Below are 20785 nucleotides of genomic sequence, written 5' to 3'. Positions count from 1 at the left end.
GCCTATCACGCGGCATGACCGAGGATTTGGGCGTAGATGTCCCGGTATTGCCCGGCCATCACCTCGGGTGTGTGGCGTGCCGCCTGTTGGCGCGCCGCAGCACCCAGCCGTTCGCGCAATGCCGGGTTTTCAACAAGCGCCGTCAGCCGGGTCACAAAATCGTCGGCGTCGCCTGGCGCAAACAGCAGTCCGTTTTCTTCATGCACCACGATCTCGGGAATACCGCCGACCCGGGCGGCAACAACCGGAACACCGAATAACATCGCCTCCAGTATTGCCGAGCCCAGGCCCTCGTAACGCGACGGATAAACCATTACGTCCATCGCGGCATAGTAATCGGCAACATTGTCGGTCCAGCCAACGAAACGCACGTTTTGCAGGCCGGCTGCGGCTGCGCGCAGGTCCTGCTCATCGCGGCCCTGGCCGATCAGCCAGAACTCAACCTGCGGATGCGTTTCGGCCATGCGACGCGCGACCTCGATCGTGAGTCGCTGCCCTTTGTGTGCATCGTGTAGTTCACCACATTGCCCGACCACCAGTTCGGTGTCGCCCCGCAAGCGCGCGGCTACTGCCGGGTCTGCACTGAGAGGCGGCACGCAGTCGGGCACCGTTACCGGCCGAATGCGCTTATCGCAGGCAGTGAGAACTTTGCCGATCGCCGCCGAAACGGATACCACCGTATGCGCCTGCCGGTAGCACCACAATGCAGTCGCCGACGGTCGCTGCGGAATCCTGCGGGTGACTATAAAAGGCGTGCGCGACACCAACCGGCGCAGTGCTGCGGTCTGCACGCTGCGACCTTCATGAACGTGCAGCAGGTCGCAGCCGGCGGTGGCGCGAACCGCACTTATCGGCGTACCGCTGACCGCAATCAGCTCCACATCCACGTCGGCAAGCTGCTCCGCCAGTTCGCCGCCACGACGCACGATAGCGCGCTGGCGCAATGTCCCGGCCAGCGCCTCGATCAGCGCCAGCGTCTGGCGTTCACCGCCGCGAAAGCCGGACGCGAGATTCAGATGGGCAACATACGGCGTGGCAGACATGCGACGCAGGATACTCCAGCGCCGCCTGCGGCGTAATGCGTTATTATCAGATTGCACGCACCATGGAGTAATCTGATGCGCCACAGTCTGGTGATCCCGCTGTTCCTGCTGGCAGCCTGCAGTACGACTACACTTGATCCGCTGAACGATTACGAAAGCGTGCAACCGGCGACAATGATGAGCGCACCCGAGGCTCGCCGCGCAGCGGCATCAGGCGATGCAAGCGTGCGTGGCCGCTACCTGGTCGAATTACTGGGTTGCAGCACCTGCCACACCGGCGGCGCGCTGGTCGGTCAACCGCGCATGGATCACTGGCTGGCAGGCTCACGTATCGGCATTGCGTATTCCAATCCGCTGGAAACCGACAACCCCGGTGTGCTGTTCCCGAGCAATCTCACGTCTGACAAAGAGACCGGGCTGGGGCGGTGGACCGACGCTGAAATTGCCGGCGCGATTCGCAGCGGCACCGGCCGTCACGGTCGGATGGCCGCACCGGTCATGCCGTGGCCGGCGTACGCGCGGCTGAGCGACCCCGATGTCGGCGCGATCGTGGCGTACCTGCGCAGTCTGCAACCCGTTGCCAACCGGGTTCCTGCATCAGTAGCGCCGGGCACCGCCACGAATGAGCAGTACGTACATTTCGGCGTCTACCGCAGCCGCCGCTAGCGTCAACCGCACGTGGGAGCGCCTTCCAGGCGCGATAGATCCTGACCAGAGGGAATCGCGGCAAGATGCCGCTCCCACGAGATCGCCGCTCCCACACGGTCATTCACCTATATCTTCATTCCAGATCGCCGGGTTGGCACGGATGTAGTCGCCGAGCAGCTCGATGCATTCAGATGACGCCAGGTCGATAACCTCGACGCCGGATTCACGCAGCCAGTCGATTCCACCGCTGAAATTCACCGACTCGCCAACCACGACGGTTGGAATGTTGAACTGCCGCACCAGCCCGCTGCAGTACCAGCAGGGTGCCAGCGTGGTGACCATGATGGTGTCACGGTAGCTGGTCTGGCGACCGGCCTTGCGAAACGCATCGGTCTCGCCATGTATAGAGGGATCGTCTTCCTGCACGCGCCGGTTATGCCCGCGCCCCAGCAGTTGCCCGGACTGGTCGAACAACGCCGCGCCAATGGGTATGCCGCCCTCGGCCAGACCGGCACGGGCCTCGTCGACGGCAACCGCCAGCATTGCCGGGTAGTCGGGCTTCACGCGTCCTTGCGCATGGGGTTATTTGGATGCGTGGTCCAGTCGGCCGGTTCGTCAACGATCGGTTCACCGGTGCGCGGATCGACGCCGCTGGTCAGCGGCCGCATGGTGATGCAGTTTTCGACCGGGCAGACACTGACGCACAGGTTGCACCCGACACACTCTTCGTCGATAACCTCGAAGTGCCGTTCGCCATTAACCTGCGTGGTGATTGCCTGGTGCGCAGTGTCCTCACAGGCGATATGACAGCGGCCGCACTTGATGCACAGGTCCTGATCGATGTATGCCTTCTCGACGTGGTTGAGGTTGAGAAACTGCCAGTCGGTAACGCTGGGAACGGCGCGACCGACCAGCTCGTCGACGCTCTTCATGCCTTTTTCGTCGAGGAAATTGCTCAATCCATCGACCAGATCGTCGATCACCTTGAAGCCGTACACCATCGCCGCCGTGCATACCTGCACGTTGCTGGCGCCCAGCGCGATAAAATCGACCGCGTCACGCCAGTCGGTGATTCCGCCAATGCCCGACACCGGCAAGCCGGCGGTTTCCTTGTTGCGCGCGATCTCGGCCACCATGTGCAGCGCAATCGGTTTGACCGCCGGGCCGCAGTAACCGCCGTGCGAACCCTTGCCGTCGGTGGCCGGGTACATGGTGAGCGTGTCGTAGTTGACCCGCATGATGCTGTTGAGCGTATTGATTAACGAAACTGCATCCGCGCCGCCATCGCGCGCCGCCTTCGCCGGCGGCAGGATGTTGGTGACGTTTGGCGTGAGCTTGATAATGACCGGCACCCGGGCGTAACGCTTGCCCCATTCAGTGGCGAGCTGGATGTATTCCGGCACCTGGCCCACGGCCGCACCCATACCGCGTTCTGACATTCCGTGCGGGCAGCCGAAATTGAGCTCAAAAGCATCAACACCGGTATCTTCGATACGCGGCATGTATTCGGCCCAGTATTTTTCTTCCATCGGCAGCATCACCGATGCCACCAGCGCGCGGTCCGGCCAGTCGCGTTTGATCTGGCGCATTTCATCCAGGTTTGTCTGCAGCGGGCGGTCGGTAATCAGCTCGACGTTGTTGAACCCTATTACGCGACGCTCGTTGCTGTGGATTGCGCCGTAGCGCGGGCCGCTAACATTCACAATCGGTGGATCGACGCCAAGGGTCTTCCACACCGCGCCACCCCAGCCGGCCTCAAAGGCCCGGGTAACGTTGTAAGCCTTGTCGGTCGGCGGCGCCGATGCGAGCCAGAACGGGTTCGGCGAAGGTATGCCGAGAAATTTGCAGCCCAGGTCAGCCATGCTGCACCTCCAGGAATTCGTTGATAGCGCTGGCCGCAACCTTGCCATCTTCGACGGCCGATACCGTCAGGTCTTCGCCGCCCGGCACGCAGTCGCCGCCGGCCCACACGTCGGGCAGGGACGTCCGGCGCTGCTCATCAACAACGATGCGGCCATGTTCGATTGCCAGTGCTTGCTGCGTCTGCCCCAGATCGTCCCACGCAACTTTCTGGCCGATCGCCTTGAACACCACGTCGGCCGGCAGCGTCAAAGTTTCACCGCTGCCGCGCAGTTTGCCGCCGTCCATCTGCGTGTATTCGAACTCCACGCCGGTGACGTGGTCATCGCCGAGTATCTGCCGTGGCTGCAACCAGTGCCTGATCTTCACGCCGCTGGTCTGCGCCACCTGCTGCTCGTAACGGCTGGCGTTCATCTGTTCCGGACCGCGACGGTAGGCAATCGTGACCTCCTCGGCACCGAGACGCTTGCTCTGCACCGCGATATCGATTGCCGTCATGCCTCCGCCGATGACAACAACGCGGCGGCCCACCGGCAGCGTGCTCTTGTCAGCGGTTTGTCGCAGTTGCGCGATATAGTCGACGGCATCTTCCACACCCGGCTTGTCTTCGCCTGCCAGCCGCAGCGCATTGACGCCGCCGAGGCCGAAGCCGAGAAATACCGCGTCGTATTTATCACGCAACTCTGCCAGCGTGAAATCCGTACCGAGCGTTACATTGTTGCGTAACTCGATGCCGCCAATAGCCAGAATGTATTCCACTTCGCGGCGGGCAAAATCGTCGACTGTCTTGTAAGCAGCGATACCGTATTCGTTCAACCCGCCCGGCTTCTCGTCGCGACAGTAAACCACTACGTCATGACCAAGACTGGCCAGCCGGTGAGCGCAGGACAGCCCCGCCGGGCCGCCGCCGACCACTGCGATACGTTTGCCGGTCGCCGGCGCACGTTCGAAAAGCTGGACGTTGTCGTCGAGAATCGGGTCGGTGGCATGGCGCTGCAGCAGGCCGATCTCCACCGGCTTGTCCTCGTGCGTGTTGCGCACGCAGGCCTCCTCGCACAGCACCTCGGTCGGGCAGACGCGTGCGCACATGCCGCCCATGATGTTGGCCGACAGGATCACTTCGGCCGAGCTTTTCAGGTTGCCGCTGCGGATGCGCTGGATAAATCCAGGTATATCGATACCGGTGGGACAGGCCGTGGTACACGGCGCGTCGTAGCAGAAATAGCAGCGATCGGCGGCTATCAGCGCCTCGGCGTCTTTCAGCGGCCGGTGCAGGTCGGCGAAATTCTGCTCGATTTCGGCTTTGCTCAGCCGGCCGGGTTTTATGTTCTTGCTCAGCGTTCGACCTTTGTCGGCGTGGCCAGCTCGGCCTGCCGGTTAAGCGCATCGTAATACGGCGCAAATGGCGGCCGGTCAACATAGCGCCCGGCGCCCCGCTCCACCCGCAGGTCGCCGTCGGCAAACACCACCTTGCCGGCGCTTATGGTGTGCGAGGCACAGCCCTGCACCGTCATGCCTTCGAACACATTGAAGTCAATGTTCTGCTTGTGCGTTTTCGCCGAAATTGTCTTTGTCGCGGCCGGGTCCCACACCACCAGGTCAGCATCGGCGCCAACCGACACGCTGCCCTTGCGCGGGTAAATATTAAAAATCTGCGCGGCATTGGTCGAGGTGACTTTGACAAACTCGTTCATGGTCAGCTTGCCGCTGTTGACACCGTGATGCCACAGCACTTCCATGCGGTTCTCGACCCCGGCGCAGCCGTTGGGTATGAGCCGGAAATCATCGGCGCCGGCCGCTTTCTGGTCGGCGCAGAAGCAGCAGTGATCGGTAGCCGTGGTCTGCAGGTTGCCCGACTGCAGCCCCTGCCACAGCGCCACCTGGTGTTCCGGCGTTCGAAACGGCGGGCTCATCACGTGCGCCGCGGCGCGTTCGAAGTCCTTGTCGCGATAGACCGAGTCGTCAATGAGCAAATGCCCGGCCAGCACCTCGCCAAATACCCGCTGGCCTTCGTTACGGGCACGGGTAATTGCCTCAAGCGCCTGGCGGCAGGAAACATGCACCACGTAAAGCGGGCAGTTGAGCACTTCGGCGATGCGTATCGCGCGGTTGGCGGCTTCGCCCTCGACTTCCGGCGGACGCGACAGCGGGTGCCCTTCCGGCCCGGTGATGCCCATCTCGTAAATTTTCTGCTGCAGCCGGTAAACCAGTTCGCCGTTCTCGGCGTGCACGGTGGTAATGGCGCCCAGCTCCACGGCTTTCATAAAGCTGTTTACCAGTATCTCGTCGGTCGCCATGATGGCGCCCTTGTACGCCATGAAATGCTTGAAGCTGTTCACGCCGTAGTCGCGCACCAGCGTTTCCATGTCGTCGCTTACCGTGTCGTCCCACCAGGTGATGGCAACATGGAAAGAATAATCAGCAACCGCTTTTTCCGCCCACTCGCGCCACTGCTTGTAGGCTTCCATGATGTTCTGTTGCGGGTTGGGGATGACGAAATCGATGATCATCGTCGTGCCGCCGGCCAGCCCGGCCGCGGTGCCGGTGTAAAAATCCTCGCTCGCCACTGTGCCCATGAACGGCAGCTGCATGTGGGTATGCGGATCGATCCCGCCCGGCATCACGTACTGGCCGCCGGCGTCAACCACCTCGGCGCCGGCCGGCGCGTCGATGGCGTCGTCTACGGCTACGATTTTACCGTTGTCGCACAACACATCGGCACGACGCGTCTTGCCCGCCGTGACTACCGTTCCACCCTTGATCAGTACCGCCATTGCCCTGTCACCTCTGCGTCATTCGACTCATTAGATAATAAATGATCCCGCCGAGGATCGAACCGGTAAACCAGCCGTAATCGTAAAACCAGCTCATCATACCGGTGGTTAAAGCCACCAGGGTCAGCGCCACCGGCACGCCGAACGCGACAAAACCGGGCAGGTGCCACGCCGGATAGCCCGCGTTGTCCTGGTACAGCGCCAGCACGTCGTAGCGCTGGCCTTTTACCAGGAAGTAGTCGACCACCATGATGCCGGCAATCGGCCCCAGCAGACTGGAGTAACCGATCAGCCAGTTGGAGTACAGGCTTTCGACGCTGACGTCGGTATCCAGCCAGCCGAGTTTTTTCAGCAGCTCCCAGCTCATCAGCGCGATACCGATGAGACCCGTGAGGATCACGCCCTTGTTCTCGTTGATGTACTTCGGCGCCACGTTCTGGAACACGTTGGTGGGCGACACGATATTGGCCGCCGTGTTGGTCGAAATGGTGGCCAGGATAATCACGAACATTGCCAGCACCACCCAGAACGGGCTGTCGATACGACCGATAAGATTAATCGGGTCGGAAATCGGCTCGCCGACCAGTTCCGTCGATGCCGCGGTGAGCAACACGCCGAGACCGGCAAACAGGAACATCGTCAGCGGCAAACCAATGATCTGGCCGACGACCTGCGCCCGCTGTGAGCGCGCGTAGCGGCTGAAGTCGGGAATGTTCAGCGACAACGTGGCCCAGAAACCGACCATCGCCGTTAACGCGCCGCCAAACAGCGGCCAGAAAGACGCGTCGGCGGCACGGTTTGCCGGTGTGGCCAGCACATCGGTAATCGACACTTTCGGCGCGGCCCAGATGATCAGGCCGATGGCAACGCCCAGCAGCATCGGCGCGGCCAGCGTCTCCAGGAGCTTGATCGATTCCGAGCCGCGGATGACAACAATAATGTTGGCAAACCAGAAAATGAAAAAACCGAACACCTCGCCGACAGAGCCGAGCGTGGCCCAGCCGTCGAACAGCACCGACAGCAATATGTGTATCGCGTAACCGCCCAGCAAAGTCTGTATGCCGAACCAGCCGCAGGCCACCAGCGCGCGGATCAGCGATGGCACGTTGGAACCGATAATGCCGAACGAGGCCCGCAACACCACCGGGCAGGGAATGCCGTAGCGCGTGCCGGGAAATGCATTGAGGGTCAGCGGTATCAGTACGATCACGTTGGCGATCAGGATCGTCCACAACGCTTCGGAAACCGACAGACCGAATGCGGAAGTGAGTATGCCGCCAAGCATGTAAGTCGGTACGCAGATCGCCATGCCGACCCACAGCGCAGCGATGTTCCAGCGGTTCCAGGTGCGCAGCGTCGCCTTTGTCGGGGCGATGTCGTCGTTGTAACGCGGGCTGGCGGCAAGATCCTGGCCCAGCTCGAGCTCGATGTGCTCGCCAACGTTTTTCAGCGTGCTGACTGCGGGTAGCTCGGGCATGGCGTTGCGCCCCCTTAGGTTTAAACGTCGGTCAACGGCCCGTAAGTTTCCGGCCGGCGGTCACGGAAGAACTGCCAGGTGTTACGCACCTCGCGTACCATGTCGAGGTTGATCTCGTGCACCAGTAATTCGTCGTCGCCGTAGCTGGCCTGCGCCTCGATCTGTCCACGCGGATTGACGATGTAGCTGGAGCCGTAAAACTCGCCCATCTGGTCGGCCCACGGTTGCTCCTTGCCGACACGGTTTATGGCGCCGATGAACACGCCATTCGCGGCGGCCGATGCCGGCTGCTCCAGCTCCCAAAGGTACTTGCTCAACCCGGCGACAGTAGCCGATGGATTCAATATGTACTCGGCGCCGTTGAGCGCCAGCGCGCGCCAGCCCTCGGGAAAGTGGCGGTCGTAACAAATATAAACGCCAAGCTTGAGGTAAGCCGTATCGAATACCGGGTAACCGAGATCACCGGGCTTGAAGAAAAACTTTTCGTAAAAACCCGGATCGACCTGCGGGATGTGCGACTTGCGGTACTTGCCAAGGTAGTTGCCGTCGGCATCGATGACCGCGGCCGTGTTGTAGTAGACGCCGGTCATGGCCTCTTCGTAGATCGGCACGACGATGACCATGTTGTGTTTCTTGGCGTACTCCTGCATCAGCCGTGTCGTGTGCCCGTCGGGCACCGCTTCGGCGGCAGCGTACCATTTGCGGTCCTGGCTCGGGCAAAAGTACGGCTGGGTAAACACTTCCTGGAAGCACAGCACCTGCACGCCCTGCTCGGCTGCACTCTTGATATAAGGAATGTGCGCTTCGATCATCAGATCGCGAATCTGCGCCGGCTCCATGGAGGCATCGCCCTTGAGCGACATCTGGATCAGCCCGCACTTTACTTTCTGCATCTCGATTTCCCCCTGTCCAGCCTTACATTCTTGCAAATGGCCGTATACTAATCAATAGCTTAGCGCCGCAAACACGCGGGTATTAAACTGCTTGGCAATAACGCTGTTACCGCGGAACAATTATGACTGTCAGCGCCGAACACATTGAATCCTACTGGTTGCCGTTTACCTCCAACCGCGACTTCAAAAAACAGCCGCGCGTGATATCCGGCGCCAGCGGTCACTACTACACCACCGACGACGGGCGCCGTCTTTACGATGCTTTTTCCGGCCTGTGGACTTCAGGCCTGGGGCACTGTCATCCGAAAATTGTCGAGGCCGTGCAGCAGCAGGTCGCGACGATGGACTACTGCATGGGTTTCCAGGCGACCAACGACAAGGCTTGTGAACTGGCCGGCAAACTCACCGACCTGGCGCCGGAAGGATTCAATCACTGTTTTTTTACCAACTCCGGATCAGAAGCGGTCGACACCGCGCTGAAAATTGCGCTGGGTTATCACCGCGCCGTCGGCGAAGGCCATCGCACCCGGCTGATCGGTCGCGAGCGCGGTTATCACGGCGTCAACTTCGGCGGCATCTCGGTCGGCGGCATGGCACCGAACCGCAAGGTTTACAGTGCCAACCTGATACCCGGTGTCGATCACCTGCCGCATACGCATAATCTTGAACACAATGCATTCAGCAAGGGCCAGCCCAAGTGGGGCGCGCACCTGGCCGACGAGCTGGAGCGCATCGCGGCGCTGCACGACGGCAGCAACATCGCCGCGGTAATCGTTGAACCGGTAGCCGGCTCCACCGGTATCCTGCCGCCGCCGGTCGGTTACCTCGAGCGGCTGCGTGAAATCTGTGACCAGCACGGCATCCTGCTGATCTTCGACGAAGTCATTACCGCCTTCGGCCGTGTCGGCGCGTCATTCGGCGCGGAGCGTTTTGGCGTTATGCCCGATATCATTACCACCGCAAAGGGGCTGACAAACGGCGTCATCCCGATGGGCGCGGTCATCGTGCGCGACGAGATCTACCAGGCCTACATGCAGGGCCCGCCGCACATGATCGAGCTGTTTCATGGCTACACCTATTCCGGTCACCCGGTGGCCGCCGCCGCCGGACTGGCAGCGCTACAGGTTTACCAGGATGAAGGGACCTTCGAACAGGCGCGCGCACTGGAAAGCCACTTCGAAGCTGCACTGCATTCACTGGCCGACCACTGGCTGGTAACCGATGTGCGTAACTTCGGCCTGATGGGCGCGGTCGAGCTGGCCTCACGCGAGGGCGCGCCCGGCGCACGCGGCATGGAGGCGCACAAGACGTGCTTCTGGGACGAAAACCTCGTCATCCGCAACGGCATGGATATCCTGCAGTTCTCGCCGTTCCTCAACTCGAAACCCGAAGACATTTCCAATACATTTGAAACCGTCCGCCGCGTGCTGGACCGTATCGAGTAATACCCATGACTGTACAAGCGATAAAACCCGAAGCCGGCACCACGCTGGGACATTATATTAATGGCCAGGTGGTCGCCGACGACAACCGCCCGCTGCCCGTTTATAACCCGGCAACCGGCGAGGCTTGCCGTCACGTGGCGATGGCATCGCAGGCGACGGTGCAACAGGCCATTGCCGCGGCGCACGCGGCATTTCCGGCGTGGCGCGATACGCCTCCGCTGAAACGCGCCCGCATCATGTTCCGCTTCAAGCAACTGCTGGAGCAACACGCCGATGAAATAGTCGCATTGCTCACTGCCGAGCACGGCAAGGTGCTCGACGATGCGCGTGGCGAGTTTGGCCGCGGCGTCGAAGTTGTCGAGTACGCCTGCGCCGCGCCGGAACTGCTCAAGGGCGAACACACAAAAAACGTCGGACCCAACATCGACAGCTGGTCCGAGCAGCAGCCGCTGGGCGTGGTGGCCGGCATCACCCCGTTCAACTTCCCGGCGATGGTGCCGATGTGGATGTACCCGCTGGCAATAGTCTGCGGTAACACCTTTGTATTGAAACCTTCGGAAAAAGACCCCAGCGCTCCGCTGCGCTGCGCCCAGCTGCTTGGCGAAGCCGGCCTGCCCGACGGCGTGCTGAACGTGGTCAACGGCGACAAGGAGGCCGTCGATACGCTGTTGACGCACAAAGACGTCGAAGCAGTGAGCTTTGTCGGTTCGACCGCGGTTGCCGAATACATCTACCAGACCGGCACCAGCCACGGTAAACGCGTTCAGGCGCTGGGCGGCGCGAAAAACCATGCCGTGGTGATGCCCGATGCCGACATGGAAAACGCCGCCGCTGCACTGATGGGCGCGGCGTTTGGCTCCTGTGGCGAGCGCTGCATGGCGATTTCCGTTGCCGTGTGTGTCGGCGAGCAAACTGCCGACACCATCGTAAGCAAACTGCAGCAGCGTATCGCCGAGCTCAAAGTGGGTGACGGCACCGATCCGGGCAGTGATATGGGCCCGCTGATCAGCGCGCCGCATTTCGACAAGGTCAAAGGCTATGTTGACACCGGCGTGAGCGAAGGCGCCGAACTGGTCGTCGACGGGCGTGGTCTGAAAGTAAGTGAACGCGAAGACGGCTATTTTCTCGGCGCCTGCCTGTTCGACCAGGTCAAACCGGGTATGAGCATCTACGAAGATGAAATTTTTGGCCCGGTACTGTGCGTGGTGCGGGTCGACTCGCAGGAAGAAGCCATGCGGCTGATCGACGCGCACGAGTATGGCAACGGCACCTGTATCTTCACCCGCGACGGCGAAGCAGCGCGCTACTTCAGCGACAACATCCGCGTCGGCATGGTCGGCATAAACGTGCCGCTGCCGGTGCCGGTGGCCACCCACAGCTTCGGCGGCTGGAAGCGCTCGCTGTTTGGCGACCTGTATGCGTACGGCCCGGATGCAATCCGGTTCTATACCCGCCGCAAGACCATCACCCAACGCTGGCCGTCTGGTGGCGTCCGTGAAAAGGCAAACTTTTCCTTCCCCAGCAATAACTGATGATTCGTATTTGTTTAACTCTGCTGGCGGCGGCGCTGCTGCTGCCGGCACCCGCATCGGCCGAACAACTGCGCTGGTCCGGTGTCGAGCACGTGGTCGCGTTCGCCGATGTGCACGGCGCCTACGACGAACTGGTTATGTTGCTGCGCCGTACCGGCGTGATCGATGAAAACAATGCCTGGTCCGGTGGCAATACGCACGTAGTCAGCACCGGCGACCTGGTCGACCGCGGCGCCGACTCGCGCAAGGTAATGGACCTGCTGATGCGGCTGCAGTCCGAGGCGCAACAGGCCGGCGGCCGCATGCACGTATTGCTTGGCAATCACGAAGTGATGAACCTCACCGGTGACCTGCGCTATGTCAGCAGCCGCGAATACCTCGCTTTTGCCGACGCCGAGCCAGCCGGCGTGCGCGAAAGTGCGCTGGCCGATTTTGTTGCTGCCAACATGACAGACCCGGCGCTGGCCGAGGCCGAGTTCGACCGCCTGCACCCGCCCGGCTATTTCGGTCACCGCGCAGCGTTTTCCCCGGACGGCTATTACGGCCGCTGGCTGCTCGGGCTGCCACTGCTGATCGTGATCGACCGCACCGCATTTACCCACGGTGGCCTGCCGCCGCTGGTGGCCAGCGAAGGGCTGGAACAGGTCAACGCCACGCTTACCAGCGAGCTGGAACAGTTTGTGCGGCTGTGGCACGAGCTGATGGCCCTGGGCGTGGTCAAAGCAAACGGAGATGCGCACAAGGCCGCCAGCCGGCTCGAACGTCAGCTCGCTACAGTTGCAACACCACCGGAGCATGCCGAGATGATCAACGAGTTCGTGCGCCTGTCGCGCTCGGATATTTTCGATGCCGACGGCCCGCTGTGGTATCGCGGCAGTGCGCTTTGTCATCCCGTGCTGGAAACCGGCGTTATCGCGGCGGCACTCGACCGTCTTGGCGCCGGGCGTGTCGTGGTCGGCCACACGGTCACGCGCGACTATCGCGTCGACCGCCGTCTCGATGACCGCGTTATCGTCATGGATACCGGCATGCTGAACGACTTTTACGGCGGGGTACCGGCGATACTCACCATCGACAACGGCACGGCAAACGTCACTTACGCCGGGGAACACAGTAAAGCGCTGCTGCCTGCCGGCGACGAACTGCAGCGCATCCTTGCCAACAACGAAGTAAGCAGTTTCGACAGCGAAACCGGCGTCGTGGAACTTGCCGGGGGTGTGCAAGCCCGGTTTGTCCCGCGGCCCGATCACGCCCGTGAGCTGGCCGCCTACCGGCTGGACCGGATGCTCGGGCTCGGTCTGGTGCCGGTTACCGTGCAGCGCCGTATCGGCAGCAATCGCGGCGCGCTGAGCGCGCGCCCGCCCGGGTACATCGACGAAAAAGAACGATCAGAAAGCAACCGGCCGGTGACGCCGGTTTGTGCGCGCGGCAACCCGTTCAACCTGATGTATGCCTTCGATGCGCTGACCATGAACGAAGGCCGCACCCGTGCCGGCATGCTGTATCACGGCCCGGCCATGAGCCTGGCAATTACCGGCTTTGCCCGCGCTTTCGGCAGCGGCACCGGACTGCCCGGCTACCTGCAACAGGCTGAAGTGGCACTGCCTGCTGAACTTGCGCGACGGCTTGAGACGCTGGACGCTGCCGGTCTCGAAACCGAACTGGGCAAGCTGATCAGCAAGCGTCAGCGCAAGGCCATACTCACCCGCCGCGATGAAATACTGGCAACCTGGCCGCGTACGCCGTAGACAAACCCGCTTGCGCAGTCTTTAATTAGTACAGGCCCGCGGCCGGTTACATTATGCGTAAATCAATTGGCATCGCTATTCCTGCGTCGATCATCACGGTGTACTACCTGGTGGCAATCCTCGGTGCGCTTTGGCTGCTCGACGCCTTCCCGGCCGTTCGTGACTTTTTCCCCGTCGGCGGCATCGAGTTTACCGGCGATCGCTCCGGCGACTCCTTCGAGCCGGTCTACACCGAAGAGAGCGAGCCCGGCATTTATACCCACATCGGCGCCATCCGGCTGGCGGTGGCCATGCTGGGCACGGCGGTGCTGATGGTGCCGATCTCGTGGGTGTATTTCATCACCTATGGCCGCAAGGAAATTGACCAGTCATTCGTGCAGACCGTCGTCATGTTGCCGATCGTTGTTGCCGGTATCGCCACCATCGTGCAAAACAGCCTGGCACTGGCGTTCAGCCTGGCCGGCATCGTTGCCGCGGTGCGTTTTCGTTTTACCCTCGATCAGCCGGCGCATGCGCTCTATATTTTTGCCGCTATCGGCATCGGCCTGGGTGCGGGTATCGGCGCACTGGGGGTGGCAACGGTCATCTCGATTGCCTTCGTCTATGCCACGCTGGCACTGTGGAAGCTGGAATATGGCGGCAACCTGCGTGGCAAGTTTCTGTCGTTTATCTCGGTACGCGATACCGACCAGGACCTATGAAGCGCTGCTGCCTGCTGCTGCTCGCTGCGCTGATCGCGACCGCACCGGCGCATGCCGGCGATACCGCGCTGTCGCGTTTTGATTTCGAAGATAAAAAACTCACGCAGTGGAAGCTGCCCAACAAGCTGCGTGAAATCAGCGGGCTGGTGTTCCACGACGGCCGGCTTTACGGTCACGACGACCAGCAGGGCATCGTCTACCAGATCGACTACAACAAGGGCCGCCTGGTAAAAGCGTTTGCCCTCGGGCGGCGCACGGTACAGGACGATTTCGAGGGTATCGCGATTGCCGGCGATAATTTCTGGCTGGTGACCAGCGACGGGCGGCTGTACTTTGCCCGCGAGGGCGACAACGGCCAGCGCGTTCCCTACCAGTCCATTGCCACCGGCCTGAAAAACCGCTGCGAAATCGAGGGGCTGGCACATGACGCCAAACGCGACCGCCTGCTGCTGGTCTGCAAGCAGCCACGCAGCAGTGAGCTGGATGGCGACATCGCCATATTCAGCTGGTCATTGTCTGCCCATCGCATAGTCGAGAAAGACACCATCATCGTGAAGCGCTCGGCGCTGCACAAAGGCATCCCGGGCAAGCAGTTCAACCCGTCAGGCATAGAGGTTGATGCCGCCACCGGCAACCTGTTGCTGGTGGCCGCGCGCCAGCGCGCCATTGCCGAAGTGCGCATGGACGGTAAAGTCATTGATTCATTTGTATTACCACTGGCCAAACGTCACCGCCAGGCCGAAGGAATCGCGCTGGCCGGCGCGACCCTGATTCTGGCTGACGAGGGCCGCACAAAAAAGGCACGGCTCGCCGTGTACGGGCCGAAGTCATGACGCTGCACGCAAAGTCGCTTGTTTTTGTTCACGGCCATCACTACAAGCCCGATGCCGGTACGCTCGACGAGCTTTGGAATGATGCCCTGCGCTGGGGCATCGAACGCGACTTTCCCAAAAAGCTGGCCGCTTACGACGACCTGAACCGCCGCATGGCCTACTACGGCGATTTGTCCAACGCGCTGCTCGGCGGAGAATACGACGAAGCACTCGATGTGGCGGATCGCAGGAATGCTCTGGTCAAACTGCAGGAAATTCCAAAACCGAAGAAGTTCAAGCGTTACACCTACGAACAGCTGCCGGGCAAGTCGGCGCTGAAAGAAGCGCTGGCCGACATCGGCTCGCCGGTGCTGGGCAAGGTCGGGCTGGAGAAAAAACTGATCGAGAAGATCTCACCCGAGCTGGCCGAGTACTGGAGTGACACCGGCGGTCTGCAGCAGACCGCGCGGGCGCGGGTACACGAAATACTGGATGAGGTGTTGCGTGATTCAGTAAAGGTGATGGTTATTTCGCATTGCCTCGGCGCCGTGATTACCTACGATGTACTGTGGGGGCTGTCACAGGCCGGGCGCGAGGAGAAAGTCGACCGGCTGTTCACCCTGGGCTGCGCGCTGGGCAACCGCACTGTACAAAAAAACCTGGCCGGCGCTGATCGCAGCGGCAAGGACTGCTACCCGTCAAACATCCTGGCCTGGACAAACCTCGCCGCCGAGGATGACTTCATCTGCCACGACAAGACGGTGGCCGATGATTTCAATGCCATGCTGAAACAGCAACAGATCAGCAGCATCGACGATTTTCGCATCTACAACCTGACGGTGCGCTACGGCAAATCCAATCCGCACAGCTCGGTGGGTTATCTCATTCACCCGCGCCTGACAAAGCTGGTAGCCGACTGGCTCTAGCGACAGCGCCCGACGATATATTTTTCCAGCTTCTTCGGCTCGTCGATGGTTGCGTAAAACTCATCCAGGTAACGGATAGTTTTCTTCAGTGTCCCCGACGACAGACCCGGCTGGTTGTTGTACAGGTCGTAGATTGCCTGCTTCTGCTCACGGAAGCGGTCCAATGCTTTATCCAGAACCGGCTGCGGTTTACAAAAACCGCGGTAAGCACGCTGGCGCACGGTTTTTACTTTCGCCGATTTTGCCGGCACCGCATACGGCGTGTCGATGATGCCGCTGTAATCAAAATCGTACGGAACCGGAATGTATGGCTCCTTGTTCTTTTCGGCGATCAACACTGAGTTGTGACAGCAATGGTCGTCCGGCCCTGACAGCATCGACCAGTCAGTGTTGCCGATGAAGTACTGAAACACGCCCAGCAGCGTCGAGCTGCTCTCGTCGAGCTCGAAACGCTGGATCGACTCGGGCGTCCGGTATTTGTAGCCGCCACGCTTTGCCATGTGCCTGCGGTCTTCGATGATAAATGCCGGGCTCGTGCGGGGCTTGCCCTTGCCGCCACTCTCGATAAAGGTCACATCCAGCAGGCGCACGCGGAAGCTGTGCTCGGTGAGCAGGTTGTACAGCCGGTACACCAGGTATTCCTGCAGCACATACTGCTCGAACGAAGCACCGCGGCGGCAGCGGACCACCAGCTTCAGCTTGTCCTGATTGTCGAACAGCGTGTCCTTTACCTGGCCGCCGCGAAAGTTGAGCCGCAGTGGCGGGTGATCACACACCTCTTTCTTGCGCCGGTTTTTGCCACGCGGGCGTATGCCGATATCAAAGCTTTGCTGCACCCCGGCCGCATCGACAAAGCTGAACTTTGCCGGCCGGTACTCGGGCGCCGGATCTGTGTCACGCGCCAGTCCCCGCAACGGCGCCTCGATGGTGACCTGCAACGGCTCGTCCGACGCGAACAGCGGCTTCACCTCGCCGGCCGTGCCGGTCAACGGCAAAACAAACAGCAGCAGTGCCAACAGCGCCCTTCTCATGCCCATAGGTTAGCGGAAACTGCGGGACATTCCACCGCCACCCTGCCACAATCGCGCGCCGTTTTTGCCTGCCCGGGGTACGCCTGCAGCTCAAACCCGCGCCGGCGGTCGATGCCTTTGTCAGCTACCGCGACTTCCGGCTGGCGTCCCGGGCGCTACCGGCGAGGGCGATGCCGGCTTCGCCTGCAGCCAGCTGCAGCCGGCCTTCTGAAACCCGCCGGTATTTGCTCGTAACTTATTGCACTGGCGATATTTTTTGGCTAGAATACTGTATATTTAATCAGTACATATTCCACCGAAAAGGAAGCCGTCGACATGGAAGTTGCAGCCCGCCAGGCCGTCCGCCCGTTTACGCCCGTACCCAACCCCAAACTGCAGCACATCGAAAAGCTGGCCGACCAGATCGGCGAGCTGGCCGGCTATCTCAACGCGGCCAACTGCCGCTTTCTCGAACTGGTTGCCGAGTTCGACGAGCTCGGCGGCTATGCCGAACAGGGGGCAGCAAGCTGTGCCCACTGGCTCAACTGGAAGTGCGGCATCGGCATGAACGCAGCGCGCGAAAAAGTCCGCACCGCGCGGGCGCTGGTATCGCTGCCGGATATTCATGCCAGTTTTGCCGCCGGGCGCATCAGTTATTCCAAGGTGCGCGCGATGACGCGCGTGGCGACGCCGGAAAACGAGGGCTACCTGCTCGACATCGCGCTGCACGGCACCGCCAGCCACGTCGAAAAGCTGGTGCGCGGCTACCGCTGGCGCATCCGTCACGACGAGGAAAAAGCCGCTGACGAAAAACACCTCGAAGACCGCTACTGTCACTACCACTGGGATGACGATGGTGCGTTGGTGGTCAGGGCGCGGCTCACGCCTGAACAGGGCGCGTTATTTTTGACAGCCCTGGAAGCCGGGCGCGAAGCGGCCGCCGACGTTACCGCGGTAACGCCGGAAGAGCCCGAACCGGTGGAATGGCCACAACGCCGTGCCGATGGCCTGGCGCTGATGGCCGAGACTTTCCTGGCAAAAGGGCCGGCCGCGCTGAACGGTGGCGACCGCCACCAGGTCATACTTATTGCTGATAGCGCGGTGTTGCGTGGTGACGCGGAAACCGGCGAGTGCCGTATCGACAATGGCCCGGTGATCAGTATGCACAAGATGCGCCGGCTGGGCTGCGATGCATCGCGCCGTCATATTGCGCTGGATCATAACGGCGAGCCGGTCAGCATCGGCCGCAAAAGCCGCACCATTCCGCCACCGATGCGTCGCGCGATGCTGTTGCGCGATGGCGGCTGCCGTTTTCCCGGCTGTGACCGCAGCCGCTTTGTCGATGGTCATCACATCGAGCACTGGGCCGATGGCGGTGAGACCTCGCTGGCCAATCTGGTCACGCTGTGCCGGCACCATCACCGGCTGGTGCATGAGGAAGGCTTCGCGGTGCGCCGGTCCGGGGCCAACCATTTCGAGTTCAAATCCCCCCGCGGTAACGTCATTCCCGATGCGGCCCTGCCGCAGCCGGGCCAGGCCGACGTCAGCCCGGTGCCGGAAATACCTGTAAATAAGGACACCGGCGCCTGTGGCTGGGACGGCCTGCCGATGGACTACGGCGAAGCGGTGGAGGCGCTGCAGCATCTCGACGGCAGGCTGCTGCACTGACACCTTTGTTCACAACTGCCCGCAGCTGGCTGGCTCTACACTCCCCTCGTGGAGCGAGTCATAGAACTAATAAGGTCCGCAGGTGATGGAGCATTCGCGATCGACAGGCTGCAACGTATCGTTTTCTGGAACGATGCGTGCCGCGAGATATTCGGCTATACCGCCGACGAGGTGCTGGGCAAGCCCTGCTACGACATCATCGGCGGCACCGCCGACGACGGCTGCGCAGTGTGCCGCCCCGACTGCCCGGCGATGAAAGCACGGGCCGAGCAACAGGCCATTCGACCCCGCCACATGTCTGTGCACCACAAGGACGGCAGCGAGCGCTGGACCAGCGTCAGCACGCTGCAGGTGCCGTCGTCATGGAGCGAGCTGAGCGTGCTGGTGCACCTGGTGCGGGATATCAGCACCCACAAGCACATCGAAGCGCTGGTCGGCGAACTGACCGGCGACGTGGCCAGGCTGAAAGCTGGCGCGCCGTCGCAGGACAACTCCGCGGGCATCGAGATGACCCGGCGCGAACGTGAAATCCTCCAGGCCATGTCTACCGGAAAAACCTCGCCCGAGATCGCCGAGCACCTCAACATCAGCCGGGCCACAGTCCGCAATCACATACACAACATTCTTTCCAAGCTGGGCGTGCGCAACCGCCTGGAGGCCGTCATCCTCAGCCTGCGCGCGGGGTTGCTGTAAGACGATCACGCCGCCGCGGCGTATAGATCAACTGATCCGCATATCTGCGCATACCGCCAGCTGATTGACCCAGCCGGATGGAACATTCGATCCATTCCAGCGGCAACCGACTTTACCTAATCTGGGAATGCTGAATCAGCTTCTTGGCTTCTGCCGCCGATTATGGCGACAAGGCCGAAGCAAGGAGGTGCAGCATGAACAGACCATCACGGTTTATAACGCTGTTTTCGGCGTTCTTACTCGCGCTGTCGATGGCCGCTTGTGGCGGCGGCGGCGGGGGTGACGGCGGCGGTACCGGCGGCGGTGGCGGCGGTGGCGGTACCGGCGGCGGCGGTGGCGGTGGCACTACCGGCACCGACTTCACCGTAACGACCGTTGCGGTAACCGACAAGCAGGGCAATGCCCTGCCGGCGCCGGAACTGCAAATCGGCCATCCTTCCAAGGTATCGCTGACCATCACATCCAACAAGGCCGTCGATAATGTCGGCGTGATGTTGTGGATCCAGGACACCCTGAACAATGACGATGCCGGCCGGCTCGCTGTAGGGGCGACCGGGTTTAACCTGGCCGCGGGCACTAACACCTACACCACCGAGATGCTGGTGCCTTACACGATGCCCAACGTGGCACCGTGCGCCGGCGCCGACTGCGGCGGTGAGCCCGCGATCGACTACAACCCGATCCCGGCAGGCGAGTACTTCCTGTTCGCGCAGGTCGACCCGGCCAACATCATCGTGGAGACCAACGAAGACAACAACGTCCCGGCCAGCGCAAGCTTTCCGACCGGGGCAGTCATCGTTGACGTTCGCGATGACTACGCCAACACGCCGACCGTCATGCTCGAAGAAGTGGTCGTGGATATCTCGGATGCCGCCGGCGTCGTGCTGGATGTGTTCGAACCGCTGCTTGACCCGCAACCGGACTGGTGCGGACGCATGCCGGAATTCGAGCTGGATATCGAGGACATTCCCAACACTACAGTCGGCGTCACTGCCGTGCTTAATGCATCCGGCAGTTTCAAGGCGCTGACCGAGGGTGTGGCTACCGCGATCCCGTATGTGCAGGTCGACGCGACGTTTGACCTCGCCGACCGATCGATCCCTCTGGAATTCTGGGATTCGGCTACCGGCAAATACCGCAAACAACTGCTGGTACCCGATGTCGAGCCGGGTGTTTCCCACGCGGTGTACGTTGACCTGTTGCTGGACTTCGGGGAACTGGAACCTCTGCTTAACCAGGGACTGTCCTGCCAGACGCAGTTCGACAGGGGTTGCAGCATAATCCTAAGACCGCCTTATATCGATTGCAGCAACCTCATCAATGCCTGCTCGCCGATCCTCGGTATGCTGCAGGACGTCCAGGCGATTTTCGGCAGCTGCATGGACGGCCCGACAATCGGCCCGATCCAGGGCTATGGCCCGTACACGCTGCCGGCGAGCTTTGACGACTTCGTTACCTGCCTCGACGACAGCAACCAGGGCATCAACGTCACGCTCACGCCACTGGACAGCAACTACAACGTGATTACCGACCGGTTCGAACCGGTGGGCATCGA

The 20785-nt window shown here is 61.4% G+C and carries 18 protein-coding genes and 1 pseudogene; 10 read left to right on the top strand and 9 right to left on the bottom strand.

The genetic code is table 11. From position 1 onward, the window contains the following. Positions 1 to 5: 5 nt before the first annotated feature. Complete coding sequence (locus HKN06_07545) at positions 6 to 1043, bottom strand: glycosyltransferase family 4 protein (GenBank protein NNF61167.1); 1038 nt, start codon at positions 1041 to 1043, stop codon at positions 6 to 8. A gap of 75 nt (positions 1044 to 1118) precedes the next feature. Here HKN06_07545 and HKN06_07540 point away from each other — a divergent pair, with 75 nt between their 5' ends. Further along, positions 1119 to 1709, top strand: a complete 591-nt coding sequence (locus HKN06_07540) for a c-type cytochrome (GenBank protein ID NNF61166.1) — start codon at positions 1119 to 1121, stop codon at positions 1707 to 1709. A gap of 99 nt (positions 1710 to 1808) precedes the next feature. Here HKN06_07540 and HKN06_07535 read toward each other — a convergent pair whose 3' ends face one another. The 6 genes from HKN06_07535 to HKN06_07510 are packed head-to-tail and all read right to left on the bottom strand — an operon-like array spanning position 1809 to position 8695. Beyond that, entirely contained in the window at positions 1809 to 2234 is a 426-nt protein-coding gene (locus HKN06_07535; protein NNF61165.1) for a nucleoside deaminase, read from the bottom strand. A gap of 17 nt (positions 2235 to 2251) precedes the next feature. Next, positions 2252 to 3553: an NAD-dependent dihydropyrimidine dehydrogenase subunit PreA gene (gene preA, locus HKN06_07530; GenBank protein ID NNF61164.1), complete on the bottom strand. Its 1302-nt coding sequence runs from the start codon at positions 3551 to 3553 to the stop codon at positions 2252 to 2254. Beyond that, positions 3546 to 4889: an NAD(P)-dependent oxidoreductase gene (locus HKN06_07525; protein NNF61163.1), complete on the bottom strand. Its 1344-nt coding sequence runs from the start codon at positions 4887 to 4889 to the stop codon at positions 3546 to 3548. The genes preA and HKN06_07525 overlap by 8 nt, the downstream gene beginning before the upstream one ends. Continuing rightward, positions 4886 to 6325 carry a dihydropyrimidinase gene (gene hydA, locus HKN06_07520; GenBank protein NNF61162.1) on the bottom strand — a complete coding sequence of 480 codons (1440 nt, stop codon included), beginning with the start codon at positions 6323 to 6325 and terminating at the stop codon, positions 4886 to 4888. Before hydA ends, HKN06_07525 begins: the two co-directional genes overlap by 4 nt. Positions 6326 to 6332: 7 nt before the next feature. After that, complete coding sequence (locus tag HKN06_07515) at positions 6333 to 7802, bottom strand: NCS1 family nucleobase:cation symporter-1 (GenBank protein NNF61161.1); 1470 nt, start codon at positions 7800 to 7802, stop codon at positions 6333 to 6335. 20 nt (positions 7803 to 7822) lie between these two features. Further along, complete coding sequence (locus HKN06_07510) at positions 7823 to 8695, bottom strand: acyltransferase (GenBank protein NNF61160.1); 873 nt, start codon at positions 8693 to 8695, stop codon at positions 7823 to 7825. A gap of 122 nt (positions 8696 to 8817) precedes the next feature. Between HKN06_07510 and HKN06_07505 the strand changes: the two genes are divergently transcribed. From HKN06_07505 to HKN06_07480, 6 genes are read left to right on the top strand one after another with little or no spacing between them, the layout of a single operon-like run. Continuing rightward, a complete protein-coding gene (locus HKN06_07505; GenBank protein NNF61159.1) occupies positions 8818 to 10140 on the top strand; it encodes an aspartate aminotransferase family protein in 1323 nt (440 codons plus the stop codon). Positions 10141 to 10145: 5 nt separating this feature from the next. Next, positions 10146 to 11672 carry a CoA-acylating methylmalonate-semialdehyde dehydrogenase gene (locus HKN06_07500; GenBank protein NNF61158.1) on the top strand — a complete coding sequence of 509 codons (1527 nt, stop codon included), beginning with the start codon at positions 10146 to 10148 and terminating at the stop codon, positions 11670 to 11672. Then, positions 11672 to 13420, top strand: coding sequence for a hypothetical protein (locus tag HKN06_07495; protein NNF61157.1), 1749 nt, complete (start codon positions 11672 to 11674; stop codon positions 13418 to 13420). The genes HKN06_07500 and HKN06_07495 overlap by 1 nt, the downstream gene beginning before the upstream one ends. A gap of 53 nt (positions 13421 to 13473) precedes the next feature. Then, complete coding sequence (locus HKN06_07490; GenBank protein ID NNF61156.1) at positions 13474 to 14121, top strand: DUF4956 domain-containing protein; 648 nt, start codon at positions 13474 to 13476, stop codon at positions 14119 to 14121. Further along, on the top strand, positions 14118 to 14954 hold the full coding sequence (locus HKN06_07485; protein NNF61155.1) for a hypothetical protein: 837 nt from the start codon (positions 14118 to 14120) through the stop codon (positions 14952 to 14954). The genes HKN06_07490 and HKN06_07485 overlap by 4 nt, the downstream gene beginning before the upstream one ends. Continuing rightward, the gene (locus tag HKN06_07480; protein ID NNF61154.1) at positions 14951 to 15859 is read left to right on the top strand and encodes a hypothetical protein; all 909 of its coding nucleotides are present in this window, start codon (positions 14951 to 14953) and stop codon (positions 15857 to 15859) included. The genes HKN06_07485 and HKN06_07480 overlap by 4 nt, the downstream gene beginning before the upstream one ends. Here HKN06_07480 and HKN06_07475 read toward each other — a convergent pair. Beyond that, on the bottom strand, positions 15856 to 16890 hold the full coding sequence (locus tag HKN06_07475) for a hypothetical protein (protein ID NNF61153.1): 1035 nt from the start codon (positions 16888 to 16890) through the stop codon (positions 15856 to 15858). The two genes, HKN06_07480 and HKN06_07475, sit on opposite strands and share 4 nt — an antisense overlap. Before the next feature lie 315 nt (positions 16891 to 17205). On the opposite strand from HKN06_07475, the gene HKN06_07470 reads away from it, so the two are divergent. Both HKN06_07470 and HKN06_07465 read left to right on the top strand, forming a co-directional pair. Continuing rightward, entirely contained in the window at positions 17206 to 18537 is a 1332-nt protein-coding gene (locus tag HKN06_07470; GenBank protein NNF61152.1) for a DUF222 domain-containing protein, read from the top strand. A gap of 48 nt (positions 18538 to 18585) precedes the next feature. Further along, entirely contained in the window at positions 18586 to 19230 is a 645-nt protein-coding gene (locus HKN06_07465) for a PAS domain S-box protein (GenBank protein NNF61151.1), read from the top strand. Positions 19231 to 19489: 259 nt separating this feature from the next. On the opposite strand, the pseudogene HKN06_07460 reads toward HKN06_07465, so the two are convergent. Then, positions 19490 to 19573 (bottom strand): annotated as a pseudogene (locus HKN06_07460) (energy transducer TonB). A 145-nt stretch (positions 19574 to 19718) separates the two neighbouring features. Between HKN06_07460 and HKN06_07455 the strand changes: the two are divergent. Further along, on the top strand, positions 19719 to 20785 hold a 1067-nt coding region (locus HKN06_07455; protein ID NNF61150.1), incomplete at its 3' end, for a hypothetical protein.

Source organism: Gammaproteobacteria bacterium (genome assembly GCA_013003425.1).
GTDB lineage: Bacteria > Pseudomonadota > Gammaproteobacteria > Steroidobacterales > JABDKV01 > JABDJB01.
The sequence above is the reverse complement of the archived record's forward strand: the minus strand, read 5'-3'. Positions and strand labels throughout refer to the sequence as shown.

Bases quoted from the DNA above. Each gene is read 5' to 3' on its own strand.
- HKN06_07545 (NNF61167.1), bottom strand. From the start codon at position 1,043: ATGTCTGCCACGCCGTATGTTGCCCATCTGAATCTCGCGTCCGGCTTT.
- HKN06_07540 (NNF61166.1), top strand. From the start codon at position 1,119: ATGCGCCACAGTCTGGTGATCCCGCTGTTCCTGCTGGCAGCCTGCAGT.
- HKN06_07535 (NNF61165.1), bottom strand. From the start codon at position 2,234: ATGCTGGCGGTTGCCGTCGACGAGGCCCGTGCCGGTCTGGCCGAGGGC.
- preA (NNF61164.1), bottom strand. From the start codon at position 3,553: ATGGCTGACCTGGGCTGCAAATTTCTCGGCATACCTTCGCCGAACCCG.
- hydA (NNF61162.1), bottom strand. From the start codon at position 6,325: ATGGCGGTACTGATCAAGGGTGGAACGGTAGTCACGGCGGGCAAGACG.
- HKN06_07515 (NNF61161.1), bottom strand. From the start codon at position 7,802: ATGCCCGAGCTACCCGCAGTCAGCACGCTGAAAAACGTTGGCGAGCAC.
- HKN06_07510 (NNF61160.1), bottom strand. From the start codon at position 8,695: ATGCAGAAAGTAAAGTGCGGGCTGATCCAGATGTCGCTCAAGGGCGAT.
- HKN06_07505 (NNF61159.1), top strand. From the start codon at position 8,818: ATGACTGTCAGCGCCGAACACATTGAATCCTACTGGTTGCCGTTTACC.
- HKN06_07500 (NNF61158.1), top strand. From the start codon at position 10,146: ATGACTGTACAAGCGATAAAACCCGAAGCCGGCACCACGCTGGGACAT.
- HKN06_07495 (NNF61157.1), top strand. From the start codon at position 11,672: ATGATTCGTATTTGTTTAACTCTGCTGGCGGCGGCGCTGCTGCTGCCG.
- HKN06_07490 (NNF61156.1), top strand. From the start codon at position 13,474: ATGCGTAAATCAATTGGCATCGCTATTCCTGCGTCGATCATCACGGTG.
- HKN06_07485 (NNF61155.1), top strand. From the start codon at position 14,118: ATGAAGCGCTGCTGCCTGCTGCTGCTCGCTGCGCTGATCGCGACCGCA.
- HKN06_07480 (NNF61154.1), top strand. From the start codon at position 14,951: ATGACGCTGCACGCAAAGTCGCTTGTTTTTGTTCACGGCCATCACTAC.
- HKN06_07475 (NNF61153.1), bottom strand. From the start codon at position 16,890: ATGAGAAGGGCGCTGTTGGCACTGCTGCTGTTTGTTTTGCCGTTGACC.
- HKN06_07470 (NNF61152.1), top strand. From the start codon at position 17,206: ATGGAAGTTGCAGCCCGCCAGGCCGTCCGCCCGTTTACGCCCGTACCC.